This window comes from Paenibacillus sp. JCM 10914, from assembly GCF_001315105.1.
Classification (GTDB): Bacteria; Bacillota; Bacilli; order Paenibacillales; family Paenibacillaceae; genus Paenibacillus_AQ.
The window spans coordinates 264,952-284,664 of the sequence record NZ_BAZR01000001.1 but is presented as its reverse complement, the minus strand read 5'-3'; the positions used below and the strand labels follow the sequence as shown (position 1 = coordinate 284,664).

At 50.8% G+C, this 19,713-nt stretch carries 6 protein-coding genes and 10 pseudogenes; all 16 read right to left on the bottom strand.

Features of this window, described 5'->3' with window-relative positions:
* Positions 1-7 precede the first annotated feature (7 nt).
* A pseudogene (gene ftsZ / locus JCM10914_RS01295) lies at positions 8-1,134 on the bottom strand (cell division protein FtsZ).
* A gap of 57 nt (positions 1,135-1,191) precedes the next feature.
* A pseudogene (ftsA, locus tag JCM10914_RS01290) lies at positions 1,192-2,476 on the bottom strand (cell division protein FtsA).
* A gap of 214 nt (positions 2,477-2,690) precedes the next feature.
* A complete protein-coding gene (locus JCM10914_RS01285) occupies positions 2,691-3,446 on the bottom strand; it encodes a cell division protein FtsQ/DivIB (RefSeq protein ID WP_023956475.1) in 756 nt (251 codons plus the stop codon).
* Between the two features lie 58 nt (positions 3,447-3,504).
* Positions 3,505-4,787, bottom strand: a pseudogene (murA, locus tag JCM10914_RS01280) (UDP-N-acetylglucosamine 1-carboxyvinyltransferase).
* 16 nt (positions 4,788-4,803) lie between these two features.
* Positions 4,804-5,708: pseudogene (gene murB / locus JCM10914_RS01275) on the bottom strand (UDP-N-acetylmuramate dehydrogenase).
* A gap of 155 nt (positions 5,709-5,863) precedes the next feature.
* Positions 5,864-6,972, bottom strand: a pseudogene (gene murG, locus JCM10914_RS01270) (undecaprenyldiphospho-muramoylpentapeptide beta-N-acetylglucosaminyltransferase).
* Between the two features lie 6 nt (positions 6,973-6,978).
* Positions 6,979-8,075: pseudogene (spoVE, locus tag JCM10914_RS01265) on the bottom strand (stage V sporulation protein E).
* A gap of 49 nt (positions 8,076-8,124) precedes the next feature.
* Positions 8,125-9,554 (bottom strand): annotated as a pseudogene (gene murD / locus JCM10914_RS01260) (UDP-N-acetylmuramoyl-L-alanine--D-glutamate ligase).
* A 3-nt stretch (positions 9,555-9,557) separates the two neighbouring features.
* Entirely contained in the window at positions 9,558-10,523 is a 966-nt protein-coding gene (mraY, locus tag JCM10914_RS01255; protein WP_023956456.1) for a phospho-N-acetylmuramoyl-pentapeptide-transferase, read from the bottom strand.
* A 4-nt stretch (positions 10,524-10,527) separates the two neighbouring features.
* A pseudogene (gene murF / locus JCM10914_RS01250) lies at positions 10,528-11,944 on the bottom strand (UDP-N-acetylmuramoyl-tripeptide--D-alanyl-D-alanine ligase).
* A pseudogene (locus tag JCM10914_RS01245) lies at positions 11,941-13,427 on the bottom strand (UDP-N-acetylmuramoyl-L-alanyl-D-glutamate--2,6-diaminopimelate ligase). The pseudogenes murF and JCM10914_RS01245 overlap by 4 nt, the downstream one beginning before the upstream one ends.
* Positions 13,428-13,490: 63 nt before the next feature.
* Positions 13,491-15,436, bottom strand: a pseudogene (locus tag JCM10914_RS01240) (stage V sporulation protein D).
* 86 nt (positions 15,437-15,522) lie between these two features.
* Positions 15,523-17,775 (bottom strand): penicillin-binding transpeptidase domain-containing protein, encoded by a 2,253-nt coding sequence (locus tag JCM10914_RS01235; RefSeq protein WP_023956439.1) that lies wholly within the window; start codon positions 17,773-17,775, stop codon positions 15,523-15,525.
* Positions 17,776-17,793: 18 nt separating this feature from the next.
* On the bottom strand, positions 17,794-18,204 hold the full coding sequence (locus tag JCM10914_RS01230; RefSeq protein WP_023956437.1) for a cell division protein FtsL: 411 nt from the start codon (positions 18,202-18,204) through the stop codon (positions 17,794-17,796).
* 36 nt (positions 18,205-18,240) lie between these two features.
* On the bottom strand, positions 18,241-19,194 hold the full coding sequence (gene rsmH / locus JCM10914_RS01225; protein WP_023956436.1) for a 16S rRNA (cytosine(1402)-N(4))-methyltransferase RsmH: 954 nt from the start codon (positions 19,192-19,194) through the stop codon (positions 18,241-18,243).
* A 62-nt stretch (positions 19,195-19,256) separates the two neighbouring features.
* A complete protein-coding gene (gene mraZ, locus JCM10914_RS01220) occupies positions 19,257-19,694 on the bottom strand; it encodes a division/cell wall cluster transcriptional repressor MraZ (RefSeq protein WP_023956433.1) in 438 nt (145 codons plus the stop codon).
* Positions 19,695-19,713: the final 19 nt, after the last annotated feature.

The following is a 19,713-nucleotide window of genomic DNA, read 5'->3' as shown; positions in this document are numbered from 1 at the left end:
ATTTCCATTAATCATTGTTGCGTGAACGGTTTCGTAGGAAGGTAGGAATATCAAGTTGATCATTGCTGTTCTGATTCCCGAACGGTCTCAGATTAACGTCTCTCTTGTCTTCCGACGGCTGCTGCTGTTCGCCTTGCGGCACCGATGGACGACGTCCTGGAGGCGCTGGCGTTGGCATCGGCTTGCTCTCGAAGCCTGTCGCAATCACCGTGACTTTGATCTCATCCTTCATATCCTCTTCGATAATCGCACCGAAGATCATGTTTACTTCCGGATCAGATGCCGAGGTTACGATCTCAGCGGCTTCATTCACCTCGTACAAGGAGAGATTCGTTCCGCCTGTGATATTCATGATAACTCCGCGCGCACCCTCGATGGAAGTTTCGAGCAGCGGCTCATGATCGCCTTGCGAGCAGCCTCGGAGGCACGATTCTCTCCGGTGGCTAGTCCAATCCCCATCAATGCCGAACCGCGCTCGGTCATGATCGTCTTCACGTCCGCAAAGTCAAGGTTGATCAGACCCGGCACTTGGATCAGATCAGAAATGCCCTGAACGGCCTGACGCAATACGTTATCAGCTTCTCGGAACGCTTCCAGCATCGGTGTCTTCTTATCCACGATCTCCAGCAAGCGGTCATTCGGAATGACGATGAGCGTGTCCACTTTCTCTTTCAATGCTTCAATGCCAAGCTCCGCTTGGGAAGCACGCTTGCGGCCTTCGAAGGTAAACGGACGAGTGACAACCCCAACCGTTAACGCCCCGCACTCCTTAGCAATTTCAGCGATGACAGGCGCAGCTCCAGTACCTGTACCGCCACCCATTCCCGCTGTGACGAATACCATATCAGCGCCTTTTAACGTATTCATGATCAAATCGCGGGATTCTTCAGCCGCTTTCTTGCCGACGTCCGGGTTCGCGCCTGCACCTAGACCACGGGTAAGCTTGTCCCCGATTTGCAGTTTATGTTCGGATTTCGCCAGATGAAGCGCCTGGGCGTCCGTATTAACGGTTATAAATTCAACACCTTGCACACCGTTCTCAATCATTCGGTTGACCGCGTTGCTGCCGCCGCCACCTACTCCGATTACTTTAATCTGAGCTAAGCTCTCCATTTCAAAATCAAATTCCAACATCTAACCCATCTCCCCCTCAATGTGCGTGGATGGCACGTCCACAGTCAAATGAACCCGCTATATAAACTCGCTGAACATTTTTTTCAGGCGTTCAATAAATCCCGGCTTCTGGCTGCTTTCCTGAGATGCTGCGACAGGACTTTGTTGTTTCGCGCGGTTCACCGGTTTCTTGCTATTTCCGCTGTTGCTGTTGTTACCTCCTCCTGTATTGCGCACACGTACATTCCGGATTGCATTATGGAGGATGCCGACCCCGCTGCAGTATCCAGGATCACGAACACCGATGAAATCGGGAACCGCAACCCTTACGGAAGTCGCCAGCTCATTCTGTGCCACCTGCAGCACACCAGGCATGGACATAGTGCCCCCAGTAAGTATATAACCACCTGGAAGCTCACTGTAACCCAATCTTTTAATTTCTTGACGTACCAATTGAAAAATCTCTTGTACTCGCGGTTCGATGATCGCCGCCAAATCTTCCTGCGTGAACTCTTTGTCCACATTGCTTCCGATTCGGGTCACTTTGAACGTCACTTCCGGTGCAGCACTCTCAATCAGCGCACAGCCGTATTTGAGCTTCACCTTCTCCGCTTGATCCGTCAGCGTCCGCAATCCATAGGCGATGTCGTTCGTGACAAAGTCCCCGCCGACCGGCAGTGTTGTCGTAGCAGCAATGCTGCCCTCCTCGAACACAGTCAGCGTAGTGGACCCTGCTCCGACATCAACCATTACAGCCCCCATCGTCTTCTCATCCTTGGACAAGGTAAGCTGCCCGGCTCCAAGCGGTATCAATACCAGATCTTTAACTTTCAAACCTGATTTCTCCACACATCTCAATAGATTATGTATCGCTGTTTTGGCGCCGGTAATGATGGTTGCGTCAACTTCCAGTCTTACTCCGATCATCCTCGCGGATCCGATATTTCTTCAAGTCCATCAACTACAAATTGCTTGGCTACTACATCGATAATCTCTCGATCAGGTGGAAGAGCTACGACTTCGGCCGCTTTCAACACACGGTCTATGTCTTCTTCACCAATCTCACGATCCTCGTTCGATACTGCCACAACACCGTGCTGGATTGAAGTCCGATATGATTCCCGGAAATGCCGACATATACTTCGGATATTTGAATACCGACCATACGCTCCGCATGATCAACAGCGCTGCGAATGGATTGCACGGTCTGGTCGATATCTACAATTGCACCTTTGCGAATTCCCTCCGAGTCGGCAGATCCAACTCCAATAATATTAAAGGTTCCATTATTCACTTCACCAATAATAGCACGAACTTTGGATGTACCGATGTCCAAACTAACAATGATGTCATTGTTGCTCAAGCTCTGGCACCTCCTGTTTTTGGCAAATTAATGTCTCTATAAATAATACATCTCTACTTATTCAACATTCACAGTGCTTTCCCTCTTTTTTCAACATTTTTTTTACTGCCAACATTTACTATAACAGGCCGTAAAAGTCATTCAAAAAATGCGAGGGCAAACAAGTTGTCAATACTTTCAATTGTACCATTTATTCCTATTCCTGAGTAGGGGTTTATTCCCCTTCGTTGGCGTCTTCTTCAACTTCTTGTTCAAACGGAACATAAGAGTCGGCTTCCAGCATCGTAATGATGCCTGGACGTTCCATCTCGGTTACCTGATTCAAGTATTCCACCTTATCATGAAGGAGAGAAACCGAAGTAATAACTTCGAATTTCGACCGGGTGTACAACTTGATCCGATCCGGAAAAGAGAGCGTAGGCGATGGCATGATTTCCGAAATATCCGTCGTCATGCTATTCGGTATTTGAGCAAGCACCTCGCTAAGCTTTGCCTTATTCGGATCCTCCGGATCCCACTGGGTAAGAATCGGCTTCTCCACCGCAATTCCACTTGCCGTTACCGGTATGGAAGTGCCGCTAGACAGAATGGCCTGAAGATCACCGTCTGCGGATAATTCATAGGCCACCGTTGGATGCTCGACAACTACGATGCTAACCTCGCCAGGAAAACGCTTGACCACCTCAGCAGATTGAATCGTCCCGAGCTGAGCGAGCTGCTCCTTCACTGCCTCAGGATCTACACCGAAGAACTGATCCCCGATGCGAAGCCCGCTTTGCTCGGTAAGCTGCTTATCAGTATTAAACGTATTGCCTGCGAATTGAATCTCCGTAACTTGGCTGACAGGCGACCGAAAGAAGAGGATCGTCAGCAAAGCCACGAACAACAGCAGCAGAATCCATATGATTTTTTTGGCTGTTCTCGGTTTAGGCTTGTCCTCCTTGAGGACAGGCATAGGTGTCTTTGACATATCCACTCTCTCCAGAAAGACCTGTTATCCCCTCCTGCCGGAGGGGATGCTCAGGGGTTCAATTGGCTAAATCAAGCGGCTTGGGCACGGGCGATTGACGATAGATCCGGGCTCCTAAACCTTGAAACATATTCTCGATTCGGTCATATCCGCGATCAATATGGTGAACCTGTTCCACACGGTTGTTCCTTGTGCAGCCAATCCAGCGATGACCAAGGCCGCGCCAGCCCGCAGATCCGTTGCCTCTACGGTCGCTCCATATATGCGCTGCACACCACGAATAAACGCATAGTTCAGATCCGTAGAGATGTCGGCCCCCATCCGGGACAATTCCTCTACATGTTTGAATCGACCTTCGAACACCGTTTCTTTCATTACACTGAATCCGTCGGCCAGGGACAGCAGAACCATCACCTGCGATTGCAGGTCCGTTGGAAATGAAGGATACGGTGAAGTCACGATTCGTTCCACCGCTTTGGGACGGCTCATACAGCTTATGTTTATTATATCATTGCAGATACTGGTTTGAACACCGGCACGCTTCAGTACATGAATAAGCGAAGTCAAGTGAGATGGGTTCGTTTTGGTAAGGGTTACAGACCCACGTGTCACGGCTGCGGCAATCATGACGGTCCCGGCAACGATCCGATCCGGGATAATCTCATATTCGCAAGGCCGTAGTCGCTCGACGCCTTGAATCGTAATCGTGTCTGTACCTGCACCGATGATGTTGGCTCCCATTTTGTTAAGAAAATGCTGCAGGTCCTGGATTTCCGGCTCTCTGGCGGCATTCGTGATGACGGTCGTGCCGTGTGCCGTTGCCGCCGCCATCATAATGTTCTCCGTTGCGCCGACGCTGGCAAATTCGAGATGAATGTCGCTTCCAATCAGACGGGTTGCCCTGCAATGGATCTTATCGTTGCTCTCTTCGATCTCAGCACCCAATGCCTGCAATCCCTGTAGATGGAGATCGATCTTTCGTTCCCCAATCGCACAGCCCCCTGGCTGATAAATCGTTACTTCACCGAATCGGGCCAGCAGAGGTCCCATCAAAAAGATGGAGGATCGCATCTGCTTCATTAAATCCTCCGGGACATGAAACGAATTGGCAGACGAGGTATCCACGGTGACCGTCTCCAGCTCATGCTTGCATTTGGACCCCAAGCGGCCAAGAATGCTGAGCATCACTTCAATATCCAGCAGATGCGGGACATTGGTTAATCGAACCGTCCCTTCTGCAAGAAGACTTGCTGCCAGAATAGGTAAAGCTGCATTTTTTGCGCCATGGATACGTATGGTTCCTGATAGGGGCCTTCCACCCTCAATCACCAATTTGTCCAATGTATCACCTCCGAGTTTACCGCTCGCCCAGAACGTACACCTCAGGCACCATTTGAATTCCGTTCTTCTCAGATATGGTTTCCTTGATGCGTTCCATCAAAGCGAGCACGTCCTCTGCTGTCGCTTGACCGGTGTTCTCGATGAAATTGGCATGCTGTAACGAAATTTCTGCGCCTCCGATTCGGAACCCCTTAAGACCTGCGGCCTCAATCAACCTCGCGGCATGATCACCGGGCGGGTTGCGGAACACACTGCCTGCGGTTGCGGATTGGAGCGGCTGTGTGCGCCGGCGACGGTCCTTATAGGAAGCCATAACAGCTGAAATTTCTTTGCGGTCTCCATACTGGAGCCCAAATACCGCTTCAGTCACAATCCCTTTTTGTTCGTGCAGAATGGAGTGTCGGTAATCAAACGCCATATCCTTCGCAGCATACGTAACCAATTCCCCTGTTTCCAGTACAATGTCAGCGGACTTAAATATGCGTGACACATCAGACCCATGAGCTCCCGCATTCATGTAGACGGCACCCCCGACCGATCCGGGAATCCCCCCGGCGAACTCAAGCCCGGTTAACCCTTGTTTTCCGGCCAGAACACTAAGTTTGACAAAAGACAAACTGCCGCCTGCAGTGACGGTCTCTCCATCAAACGCTAGTTCCTCGAACCCCTGGCCCAGCTTGATGACCGCTCCCCGGATTCCTTTATCAGCTACCAGCATGTTAGAACCGCGCCCCAGCTGCGTCCAAGAAATGGAGTGGGCATGGAGAAGAGTGACCAGTTCCTGCAACTGTTCCTTATTACCCGGAATAATTAAACAGTCGCTGGTCCGCCTATTTTCCACGTTGTATATTTTGCCAGCGGTTCATTCCATAACACGGCTCCGACATTGGCTTCAGATAGTAGCGATTTCCACTGCTGCATTCAAAAATACCTCCCTTGACTTTCAAAACCAAAAGGCCATTCCCCGGATGAACGAAGAGATGGCCGCTGTCAGTAATGCCGGCCTCATGGGTGTGTCACGATTATAGAGTATCTTATGTCAGGCTCCATAGGTGTGTGACAATCGCCCAGCCGTTTTAGCGTTTGCCGGTTAACCGGCGAATTTCCTCCGTAATCGCGGCAGCAGAATCCGGTTTACCCAACCGACTTGCTGCCGCGGACATCGCCTCTCGCACCGAGGAATCGGTCATGATCTCTTCCAACTTGCTGAATAGAAGCTCTGCCGTCAAATCCTTTTCCAGAATCATTCTCGAAGCGCCCGCATCTTCCAACTGTCTTGCATTAGCCTCCTGATGATTGTTCGTGACGTTCGGAGACGGAATCAGCACCGATGGAATGCCGAGCGATGTGATTTCAGCAAGAAACGATGCGCCCGCACGATTCACGATCAAAGAAGTAGCCGCGAGCACTTCAGGCATGTTGTGAACGTACGGCACGATATGTAGATGATTGTTCATCGCGCCCAGCTTCGCTCGAATTGCTTCCCGCGTCTGCTCAAAGTACGCGTCGCCTGTCACATAAACGAAATGAACACCCGGGAGCTTGCTCGTTAACGGCGCGATGCCGATCATGCATCGTTGATCGCCTTGGCTCCCCGGCTGCCGCCGACGATAAGCACGATCGGAGCTTCCATCGGAATGCCGAGCGAAGCGAATCCGCGTTCGCGATTAGCGGACAGAACCGTTGTCGCACGCGGATTACCGGTATATATTGCTCTTTTTGCCTTGGGAAAAGAACCTTCCGATCCTTCAAAGCTGACGGCTACCGTATCGGCATAACGACTCAGGAATTGATTGGTCAAGCCTGGAATCGCATTCTGTTCATGGATAATCGTAGGGATTCCGAGTTTTGCAGCCGCATAGACAACGGGTCCGCATACATATCCACCCGTTCCGATGACAACATCGGGCTTAAAATCAGCCAGGAGCGTTTTGGATCTCTTCACTCCTCGGAAGAACCGCATGATCGTCTTCACGTTGTCGAGCGATAATTTTCGTCTGAATCCGGTAATATCGATACTTTGAAACGGCAGATTCTCTTGAGGGACAAGTTTGCTCTCAAGACCTCTCTCACCGCCTATATATAAAAATTCCGTTGCAGGATCTTCCACTTCACACTGCCTGGCAATGGCAACGGCGGGATAGATATGCCCCCCCGTACCGCCACCCGTTAATACAACACGCATAATCGCTCACCTCGCATACCGCGAAATATTTAATAGAATTCCAAGAGCAGTCAGCATCAGCGTCAATGAACTGCCGCCGTAACTGATCAATGGCAACGTAATGCCTGTTACAGGCATCATTCCGATTACTACGCCAATGTTAATGACGACTTGAATCGCAACCATGCCAACGATACCGACTGCAAGCAAGCTGCCAAATCCATCGGATATCGTCATAGCTACTCTCATGCCGCGCCATACCAGGGCAGCGAACAAGAGCAGCACGATTAATCCGCCGATAAATCCAAGTTCTTCCGCTAGAATTGAGAAGATAAAGTCCGTCTGCGGTTCAGGCACGTACGCATACTTCTGGCGGCTCATGCCAAGACCAAGTCCGCCAAGACCGCCGGGGCCGATTGCATATAAGGATTGAATGATTTGATAACCGGTACCGAGCGGGTCGGACCATGGATCCAGAAATCCCGTAATTCGTTTCAGGCGGTAAGGTGCTGCGAGGATCAAGCCAACGAAGCCGGCTGCGCCGCCTAATGCAAGGAAACCGAGATGCTTCATCTTCGCACCAGCAGTAAATACGATCATCATCGCCGCCCCGAGCATAACAGCGCCTGTACCAAGATCCGGTTGGAGCATAATTAACCCGAAGGCAAGTCCAATCAGTCCAAGAGGAGGCAGCAGCCCTCTCGTGAACGAAGTAATGTCATAATCCTGCTTGCTCAGCCACCGTGACAGAAACAGAATCATACCCAGCTTCATGAATTCCGATGCTGAATGCCAAAGGAACTAATGCCGAGCCAGCTTCGCGCCCCGCCACGTACGACACCTATGCCAGGAATCAGTACGATTACCAAGAGAAAGAAACAGACCAGAAGCGCAAGCTTGCTGTATTTCTTCCAGACTCTGTAATCAATCTTCGAAGTGAAGTACATGGAGACAAGCCCCAGGCAAGCAAAGAACAGCTGTCGTTTCACGAAATAAAACTTATCGCCATGGTCATGAAACGCCAGCACAGAGCCTGCACTGTATACCATTACGAGACCTAAGGCCAGCAGGGCCATAATACAGATAAGCAGCCACAAATCGGGCGCCTGACGGTTGTTGTTCATGGAAAGGCCACCTCGTACGTCCGTAGTAGGGGCTTTTCCACCCCTCTACTTAAAGGTTATGCACCGCCTCTTTAAAAATGCGTCCTCTCACTTCAAAGGTTGGGAACATGTCCCAGCTGGCACAAGCCGGGGACAAAAGCACAATGTCGCCGGGATTCGCTAGGCGAACTGCTTGTTCAACAGCTGAAGTCAGGGTGGATGCGGCGTCATCTTCATTATCGACGAGGATGATATCCTTTAATCCCGCTTTCGCGGCAGCATTCGCTATTTTCTCCTTCGTTTCGCCAAGCAGTACAGCCGCCTTCACCCGTCCTTGCATCGAGCTGATCAAATCCTCGTAATCAGCACCGCGGTCCAATCCACCTGCGATTAGTACGATCGGTTGCTTGAACGACGTGAGCGCCATAATGGTTGCCTTCGAATTGGTCGCCTTCGAATTGTTGTAATAGGATATGCCGTTATGTTCCTTCACGAATTCCAGTCGGTGCTCCACACCGCGGAAGCTGGCTAGTTCCGCCTCCAGACGTTCTGGGGCAATTCCAGCTGCAATAGCGATAGCGCAAGCAGCCATCGCATTCTGCACATTAAACCGACCTGGGAGACCGATGTTCTCCACACGGATGATCTCATGCGTGAACCCTTGGGCGTCGGTATATATAATGGTGCGATCGTCGTCTTCCCCTTGCTCAGTTGCACCGGATACGTAAGGCGAACTCAAGTAAACTCCTGCACGCAAGCTTTCACTCATCGAGAAGGGCAAGATTTGCGCCTTGATATATGGAACCAGCCTCTGCACACGGGATCATCCCAATTGAGCACAGCGGTATCTTCTGCCGTCTGGTTAGCAAACAACTTGGCTTTGGAGGACACGTAGTCATCCATTCCTCCATGGTAATCAAGATGCGTTTCCGTCAGGTTAAGCAACGCCGCAATGCGGGGACGGAAACGCTGCGTTCCTTTTAATTGAAAGCTGCTCAGTTCTACCACCATCCAATGATCCGCCGTTGCATGCGCTGCCGCCTCCGAAAGAGGCGTGCCGATGTTACCGGCGACGATTGGCGCAAGCCCGGCACTCTCGAACAGCCTGCCGACCCAAGTAGTCGTCGTGGTCTTCCCATTGGAACCTGTTATGCCAATGATAGGTGCTTCGCAAAGATGATAAGCAATCTCGACTTCCGTCACGACAGGAATGCCAAGTTCAAGCGCCTGTTGAATCGGTTGGACTTTATAAGGGATGCCGGGATTCTTGACAAGCAGATTAACCCCTTCATGAATCAAGTCATCCGGATGACCACCGCAAATAACAGAAATACCCAAAGCCTCGAGCTCCGAGGCTTCAGGACATTGCTGGCGTTCCTTCTGATCATTGACGATTACCTTTGCTCCTGCTTGATGCAGCACTTTGGCCACCTGAACTCCACTCCTGGCAAGACCAAGCACAACGATATTTTGATCCCGGTATTCATCTAGCTGCTTCATATGTTACAACCCCTTGTTGATATAAAGTCCAAGTCCGGCAAGAACAAGCCCCACTGCCCAGAAAGTGATGACGACGCGCCACTCCGACCATCCGGATAATTCGTAATGATGATGGATAGGACTCATCTTGAAAATGCGCTTGCCCCTCGTCTTGAAAGAGGCGACTTGCAGCACGACCGACAGCATCTCGATAACAAATACGCCACCAATGATTAAGAACAACAATTCACTCTTCGTGATGATCGCGATAGCACCAATCGCTCCCCCAATCCCTAAGGAGCCTGTATCACCCATAAACACTTTGGCAGGATGCGCATTAAACACCAGAAAGCCGAGCACGGCTCCAATCATCGCGGCTGCGCAGAAAGCAGCGGCAAAGGAAGTCGATTGTATCGCTACGATGGCAAAGGCTCCGAAGGCGATGGCACTGACGCCGGAGAGCAACCCGTCTAATCCGTCCGTGAAATTGACGGCGTTACTGATCGCCAGCATCATGATCACGATGAACGGATAATAGAACCATGGTCCCCAATCGAAAGACCAACTGAAGCCAGGTATGCTTATCGCTGTGCTATGGCCGTTCGCGAGCAGCAGCCAGCACATAATGCCTGAGAAGAGCACTTGCCCGAACAGTTTCTGTCTCGCGGTCAAGCCCAGCGATCTGCGGAATACAATCTTAATATAATCGTCAAGGAATCCGATCAATCCAAAACCGAGCGTTGCCACCATAAGCACGTAAAAGTCCGTATCCACAGGCGAGAATTTAACATAAGTCAAAGTAAAGGCGAGCAGAATGACGACCCCGCCCATCGTAGGTGTCCCCGCTTTTTTCAAGTGGCTCTGGGGACCATCATCCCTTACCTGCTGACCGAATTTCATCCGGCGGAGCAGTGGAATGAGCAGCGGTGCCGCAATCACGGCGAGGATAAATGATACACCGATTGTTAGTAATAGCAATTGATAGTCCATCCGCTCACCCCCTTACTCCGTCGTTGCCGCCTGGCAGTTCTTTCAATGCATCCACTACGTGTTCAAGCTTCATCCCGCGCGAGGCTTTGACCAACACGATATCCTTCTCCGATATATGTTCCAATAGCGCCGCTATCAGCTTGGCCTTGTCTGTGAACGGCTGAACAGCCCCATCGGGAAAAGTGGTCTTGGCTGTCTTGGCTGTATGCAGCGACAACGGTCCATAAGTAAAGACCATGTCCGCATTCTCGGGCGATAGATAGTCGCCAATATGAGCATGAAACTCCTCTTCGCGCTCACCAAGTTCCAGCATGTCCCCGAGGACTGCGATCCGGCGACGATAGCCCTTCATATCGCCAAGAACGTCAATGGCTGCCTTGACCGCTGTGGGACTGGAATTATAGGCATCGTTAAGCACCGTAACCCCATGCTCGGTCTCCACGGCTTCGATCCGCATACTCGTCAGTTTAAGGCTAGCAAAACCTTGAGCAATTGCTTCATCACTAACACCCAGAGATTTCGCTACCGCCATTGCAGCAATCGCATTGACCACATTATGACGCCCAAGCAGAGGCAGGCTGAAGCCTTCGCGGGTGTGCTTGCTCGACGTAAAGATCATGCCTTTGGCATGAAACATAATCCTGTGGGATAATCATCGTTGGTATTGCCCGTACCGAACGTAAACGTGGCCAATCCCTCTGGTTTAACCGTGGTTTCCTCGTCCAGTACCTGTTTAATCAAAGGTTCATCCCCGTGATAAATGAGCAAGCCCCCTGGCTTCATTCCGCTAATAATCTCAAGTTTCGCGCGAGCGATTTCCTCACGCGAACCGAGTTGCAGCAGATGTGCTTCCCCAACGTTCGTAATGACAGCAACATCCGGATGGGCGAGTGAAGAGAGCAGTTCGATTTCATGACGCCGCTCATTCCCATCTCCAGCACGATTACTTCGGTCTCCTCTTTCATTGACAGAACGGTCAGCGGGAGTCCGATATGATTGTTATAATTGCCTTGCGTTTTATGCACTTTATATGTGGTCTCCAGCAGTGCCGACACCATATCCTTGACGGTTGTCTTGCCGTTGCTTCCTGTTATCCCCACAACCTTGGCGCTGTTCTCGGACAAATAAGCCGAGGCTAGCAGTTGCAGCGCTGCCAGGGTATCCTCGACGAGGATAAGCGGCAGGTTCGGTACAGGCTGACGATCGCGCTGCCAGAGCGCAGCACCCGCTCCACTTGCCAGCACTTGCTCGGCGAATTCGTGTCCGTCAAATTTCTCGCCGACAATCGGCACAAATAGATTTCCTGGTTGGATCGTACGGGAGTCTGTCCCGACTCCTTGGATCATTAACGAATGGTCTTGATTACGTAAGAGCTCTCCGCCGCACAAATCGGCTATGCTCTGCAATGATTTATGAATCACAATTGTCTGCCCCTTATCGCGTCTTTGGCTACGATGCGGTCGTCAAAATCAAGCACTTCGCCCGCAATCAGTTGATAGGTCTCATGACCTTTCCCCGCAATCAATACTACATCGCGCGGGCTTGCCATTTCAATAGCCTTTTCAATCGCTTGCTTGCGATCAACAATGAGTTGGTAACTTTCGGGATTCACCTGATGCTCGATCAGCCCCGCTTCGATATCCTTGAGAATCAGATCAGGATCTTCAGTTCGCGGATTATCGGAGGTTACAAGTACGATATCGCTATACTTTGCAGCAATCTGACCCATGATCGGCCGCTTGGTGCGATCACGATCGCCACCGCAACCAAATACCGTCAATACCTTGCCCTTAGCAAATTCGTTGACGGTTCGCAGCACGTTCTCCAAGCCATCCGGCGTATGCGCGTAATCTACGATGACGGCATAAGGCTGACCCTCATTTACAACTTCAACGCGCCCGTCTACACCAGGAACCGATTCCAGACTCTGCTTGATCGACGCGAGTGGTACGCCTTCGAGCAATGCTGCGGCTATAGCGGCCATCGCATTGTATACATTGAATTTGCCCACCATCTTGATTGAGATATCAGCGCTTCCGCGAAAGGTGTCTACATGGAACGATGTACCTTGAGTGTAATCGCTATGCCGCTGGCCCGCACATCCGCGCCTAATTCTACCCCGTAAGTAATAACTTCAGCAGCCGTCAGCTTGGCAAAATAGGCGGAAGCCTCATCATCCGCATTCAACACCGCGTATTTGCGCGAAGCATCGTCCTTGGCAAAAGCGTTGCCTAGTCGGGAGAAAAATAACCCTTTGGCTGCGCGGTAATCTTCCATCGTGTGATGATAGTCCAGGTGATCCTGCGTCAGATTCGTGAAGATCGCTGTCCGAAAATCGGTTCCTTTCACCCGGCCCTGCTCCAGTGCATGTGAGGATACTTCCATAACACAGCACTCGGTGCCCGTTTCCGCCATGTCATTCAAATAACGCTGCAGTTCCAGCGCTTCCGGCGTCGTCCGCGGCATCGGAAAAGATTGATTGTCATATTTCATCTGAATCGTTCCAATCAATCCGGTCTTTTTGCCGTGATCATTCATGATCTTCTCGATCAGATAAGTCGTTGTTGTCTTACCGTTCGTTCCGGTCACACCGATTATGTTCATGCGGGAGCTCGGATAGTTGTAGAAGGCGTTCGCCAGGCCTGCCATGGCAAACCGGCTGTTTTTCACAACGATTTGCGGCAGCTCAATATCAAGCTTACGCTCCACAACGAGTGCCACGGCTCCGTTATTAGCAGCTTGGGCCGCGAATTGATGACCATCGCTCGTATGGCCTGGCAGACAGATAAATAAATCCCCGGTTTTCACTTGTCGTGAATCAGTTTCCATACCGGTAATCTGGGTGCTCTCGTCACCCTCGATCTCTGCAGCAGCCAGCACGGATGATAATTGCTTCAAGTTCATTGATTATCCCTCTCTCTATATATCTCACCATCCGGTCTTCGCCCAATGCCTAAGATGATGACACTAATGTTCGTGTTTCGTTTCTGCCGTCTCTTCCCCCATATAGATGCGATGGTAGAACCTCTCTCCACCCGACTCCCCGGCTTAGGCGCTTGAGAAACCACCGTATTGCCTGTGCCTGATCGCGCGAGCATAAAATTCATGTTCAAGTCTTCGTACAGATCCTGAACAGTTGCCCCCACAAGATTCGGTACGGTAACCGTAGGCGTCTCTCCATATTTATATTCACGTGCCAGCTGATCTTTACGTGGCGGCACCTGCATATAGTGCAGTGCATCTTCCAGAATGTTCTGAACTATCGGCGCGGCTACGACCCCGCCGAACTGAATTCCCTTCGGATTATCGACCGCCGTATAAACCACGATCTCCGGATCGTCCGCTGGCGCGAACCCGATAAAGGATACGATATGTTCTGTCGATGAGTAGCGTCCGTTAATGACCTTCTGCGCGGTTCCCGTCTTGCCGCCGACACGATAGCCGTCGATGAATGCCGGGCGTCCGGTTCCTTTGGCAACCACGCTTTCGAGTGCTTCCCTTACTTGCTTCGACGTTTCTTCAGAAATCACTTGTCTGACAAGCTCAGGCTCGATCTCCTCGACCGTCTCGCCCGTCTCCGGGTTCACCCACGCCTTGGCGACGTAAGGCTTGAATAACTTGCCGCCGTTAATGGCGGCCGATACGGCGGCTACCTGCTGAATCGGCGTAACCGATACCCCTTGCCCAAACGCCGTAGTCGCCAGTTCAACCGGCCCAACCTTATCAAGCTTGAACAAGATCCCGTTCTCTTCCCCATTCAGATCGATGCCGGTCTTGGTGCCGAAGCCAAAATCACGAATATATTGAAACAGACTTTCCTTACCCAATTTCTGACCTAATGCCACAAAGCCAGGGTTGCATGAATTCTGAACCACTTCCATGAAAGTCTGACTGCCATGCCCGCCCTTCTTCCAGCATCGCAGCCGGGCACCACCAACTTCAACCGCGCCGCCGTCAAAGAAGTGATCGTTCTTCAGATCGACCTTGTCCTCTTCCAAGGCAGCGGCGAGCGTAATAATCTTGAATGTCGAACCGGGTTCGTACGTCATCCAGATCGGAAGATTACGGTTATATGTTTCGGCTGCATAATCCTGATAGTTGGCTGGGGAGTAGTCCGGCCGGCTCGCCATCGCCAGTATTTCTCCTGTCTTCGGATTCATCGCAATGGCCCATGCCCCGTTAGCCTGATATTTGACCATCGCCTGGTCGAGCTCGCGCTCCATAATGGACTGTATCGACTTATCGATGGTCAGCTCCAGGTTCAAACCGTCACGCGGCTCCGTGTATTTCTCCGACGAGCCTGGCATCAATCGGCCGCCTGCATCGGAAAGATAAGAGATGTTTCCGTTAAATCCCTTCAACTTATCTTCGTGCTTCACTTCCATGCCGGTGAGTCCCTGATTGTCGATCCCGGTAAATCCCAGGATATGGGCAGCAAGGTTGCCGTATGGATAGTAACGCTTGTTATCCTCAGCAACAACGATACCCGGGAGCTTCAAATCACGAATTTCCTGAGCCAGCTCCATCGTAATTTTACGCCCTCCGGGTCTAATTCGTTCGACCATCGATTTTCTCTTGGTAATATCCATAAATACGTCCTCTTCGCTGACCCCTAGAAGGGCGGATAACGTTTTGGCCGTCTGCTCGGGCTCCTTGACCTGCACAGGAATAGCCCAAATGGTAGGCGTTGTAATATTAGTAACGAGAGCGGTCCCGTTGCGATCCAGTATTTCTCCCCGCTGTGCCGTGTACGGTATGGCTCGACGCCACAGTTCCTCCGCCTTTGCTGACAGCTCGGGCCCTTTGCCAATCTGTACATAGGCTAACCTGACCACAAGAGCTGAGAACAGCAGGAGCAGCAGCAGCAGGCTCCAGAGCAGCCGTTTACGCTGAGATACCTTGGATACTTTCACCTAAGCTTCCCTCCCCGTTTGAACCCGAAAGCTCATGATTATCGTTCTTCACATGAGTATTCGGGACAAATCAGGGTTAGAACAAGCTATTCCCCTTCATCACTGCCATTGCCAGTCTCTTTATCGCTATCTTCCGTATGGTCACCGTCTGTCGAAGTTCCGCCCTCGGAATCCTTCCCGGTTGCCAGCTCCTCTGCCGTTCTTAGCGTCAAATGAACCGTGCGCTGCCCATTCTCCGAGGTCTCCAGTTGCTCAGCTACATAGCCCTCGCCTTGCACGTTGACTTTAACCCGCATCAGCGTCAGCACCTCCATCGCATCGCGGAGCGATTCGCCCTGCAGATGCGGGATCTTCATGGAAGCACCGTCTTCAGTCAGCAGATACAACCTCTGTCCGCCGCTAATCGGCGTACCCGGTGGCGGATACTGCTGCTTCACCGTATTCCCGCTGCCTAACAGCTCGAAGGTAACCCCTTCTTCCAGCAGCTTCGCCTTCACTTCGCTGACTTGTTCGCCGGTCATGTCCGGCGCACGATGCGTGTTCTCCGGAATTGGCGGCTGCTTCTTCTTACCATCGTCTTCGGACAAATGCGATTTCGGAATCCCCCAATAATTCAATGTTTTGGAGACGACATTTTTAAAAATCGGTGCAGCTACGGCTCCGCCGCCCTTATCCGTATTCGGCTCATCGACAATGACCAGCACGGCAATCTTCGGGTCATCCACCGGAGCATATCCAATAAACGAGACGAGCTGCTTGGAGCGATCCGCGTACCCGCCAGTGGAGGATTTTATAGCCGTGCCCGTTTTTCCCGCGACCCGATAACCGTCGATATAGGCATGTCTCCCGGTACCGTTCACTTGGTCGCTGACAACCTGCTCCAGATACATCCCTGTCTCTCTTGCAGCCTCCGGAGATATCACCTGCCGAATCATTTCCGGTTCGATTGTCTGTACGGTGCCTGTATTCGGATCTTCTATTTCCTTCACCATATGTGCTTTCATCAATTTCCCGCCATTAGCTACGGTAGATATAGCCGCTAGTTGCTGAATCGGAGTAACGGATACGGCATAACCATAGGTCATCGTAGAAATATCCGATTCATTTGTCATATTGAGTATACCGAGACTTTCACCCGGAAGATCAATTTGTGTCTTCTCCATAAATCCAAAATCTCGAATATAATTAGTGAAGCGTTCCTTACCCAGGATCTCATATCCAAGTTTAACAAAAGCGACGTTACTTGAACGTTTTACGCCTTCAAGATAAGTGATGGGTCCCCAGGATCCGATATCTCTGTGCGTTCTTCCCCCAGCCCGAATGGAGCCGGATTGATATGCGTCATTGGGATTAAAGAGCTTTTCTTCGATCGCACTGGCAAGAGTAACGATTTTAAAGGTAGAGCCTGGCTCATAAATGGATCTTACTGCATGATTGTTGAAATTCTTCATGTCGTATTCCCAGAACGTATTCGGATCATAGGTCGGCATATTCGCCATCCCCAAGATCTCCATCGTGTTCGGATCGGCGGCGATGACCGTCATGCTGACCGGATTATATTCTTTAACCGCCTCCAGCATGGCTTCTTTGATATAATACTGGATTGTGTCGTCCACCGTCAGCTTTAAATTGTTACCATTTAATGCGGGTTGGTACAGATCATCTTCACTTGGAAGCTTAATGCCCTTCTTGTCACTCTTGTAAGAAGCGAAGCCGTCCGTGCCTTGCAAATACTCATCATAAAAAGATTCGATCCCGCCAACGGCTGTGCCTTCGCGGTTTATGTAGCCTACAACGTGAGCCGCCTCTTCATGCTTGGGATAAAAGCGTTTCTTATCCCGAATGAAGGCAATTCCAGTCTCTGATGACTTGCCTTCACTCTTAAGCTTGTCAACGAGACTCTCATTAAGCTCATCAACTTCGGCTTTCTTCTCCTGATCAATCTTGTACCCTTCGGTACGAACTTCTCGATTGACCAGAAATTCACCTTTATCATCCTTCGCCCGGACCAGTTCACGAAGCTCGTCCTCTTTCTTCCCGAGCACTTCATGAAGTCCCTTCACCACATCGTCTTCCAAGCCGTTAGCCTGAATGACCTTCGGGTTCACGACGACCGTAAAGGCAGGCGCATCCATGGCCAGAATATCGCCATCCCGATCCATGATCGTGCCGCGCGAAGCCGGCAGCGGCTGTGAGCGCGACCATTTACTCAGCGCTTGTGCTTTCCAGAACTCATTATCCATAACCTGCAGGTAGAACACCCGACCAATCAATAAAGCAAAAAAGAGGGTTATACATCCCCCTATCAGCAGCGTACGCAGTTTGATTTTTTTTATCATCGGTCAAAACCTCACACTTCAATCATTTTGTCCCGAGTCTGTTCCAGATGTCCCGGAGTTACCCGAGACCGGAGCTAAATGGATCATGTTTTGATTTTCAATCGGCACGTAACCAAGCTCTTTTGCCTTATCCAGAATCTGTACCTCAAGCGTCTGCTTCTCCACCTGAAGCAAATCGATATTGCGATTCGCTTCCGAGATCTGCCGATCCGTCGCCTGGATTTGACGATTCAAATCATAGGAATGGACGTGACTCATGCCAACGACGCCCGTAACGATTACCATGAATACAACGGACATCAAATACAGCAGTTTTTCTCTTTGAGGTAGCTGAGAGCGGCGTTTAATGACTTTGGTTTTCTCAACATAAGCGGACTGCTTCTCTTCCTGTCTCTCCTGTACGGCAAGATTGCCGCGAGTGTATGCCATGGCTGATTCTCCTTCTTCTGGGATTTATCGCTTCGATTACAGCTTTTCCGCAATCCGCAGTTTAGCCGATCTTGCTCTTGGGTTATGCTCAATCTCTTCCGCTGTCGGTATGAGCGGCTTACGGTTGACCAGTTTCAGTTCACCTTGTCCGCCACCGCATACACACATTGGAAAATCTGGTGGGCATGTGCATTTAGGAATGTAGCTATTGAAAATTTGTTTACAAATCCGATCTTCGAGCGAATGGAACGTAATAACGGATACCCTGCCGCCCGGTGCGAGGCATCTTACGGCTTGATGAAGTGCATCCTTGAACGCGCCGAGTTCATCATTTACCGCGATACGAAATGCTTGGAAACTACGTTTCGCCGGGTGACCGCCCGTTCTGCGAGCCGCGGCCGGAATCCCTTCCTTAATCATTTCGACAAGCTCTCCGGTTGTCTGAATAGGACTCTGTACCCTTCTTTCAACGATCACTTTCGCAATTCGGCGCGAGAACTTCTCCTCGCCGTATTCGTATAAAATACGTGCAATCTCTTGCTCTGGCCATTCATTCACAATCTTGGCGGCCGTAAGTTCCGCGGATTGATCCATCCGCATGTCCAGCGGTGCATCATGATTGTAGCTGAAACCTCTCTCCCCTTCGTCAAACTGCGGAGAAGATACGCCCAAATCGAACAGTATGCCATCAACGCCCGGATGTCCGTTGTCATTCACGCCAACCTCGCTTCGGAGCACCTCCTCCAAATCGCGAAAGTTGGTTTTGACAAGCGTGACGCGGTCTGCATATGCACCCATGGCCTCCCGTGCATTATTCAATGCCCAGTCATCCTGATCCAGTGCAATCAAGCGTCCTTCCGAACTTAGCTGGGAAGCAATAAGCGAACTATGCCCTGCTCCACCGAGCGTACAGTCAACATATATACCGTTTGGTTTGATGCGCAGCCCTTCTGTCGCTTCTTTCTTAAGCACCGTGATGTGATGAAACAAAGCTGCAGCCCTCCATTGTGTCTAGTGTTCATGATTTTCCATACTTGCTTGTGTTGAATTGATTACAGATCGAAATCAAGGTCAACCAATTTCTCAGCGATGTCGTTAAAGGCTTCCTCCGACTGCTGATAGTAACTTTGCCATTGCTCCTTGCTCCAGATCTCCACCCGGCTTGATACGCCGATCACGACGCATTCTTTCTCCAGCTTGGCGAACTCGCGCAAATTGCCCGGCAAATTTACCCTTCCCTGTTTATCCCATTCGCATTCCGTCGCCCCGGAGAAAAAAAACCGGGTAAACGCTCTGGCGTCCGACTTCATCAGCGAGAGGGATTTGAGCTTCTGCTCCATGATGGACCATTCTTCCTTCGGGTAAACAAAGAGGCATTGGTCCAAACCGCGGGTGACAACAAACGAGGTGCCCAGGAGGTCACGAAATTTGGCAGGGATAATGATTCGTCCCTTGTCGTCGATGCTATGCTGAAACTCCCCCATAAACATCAGGCACACCACTCCTTAA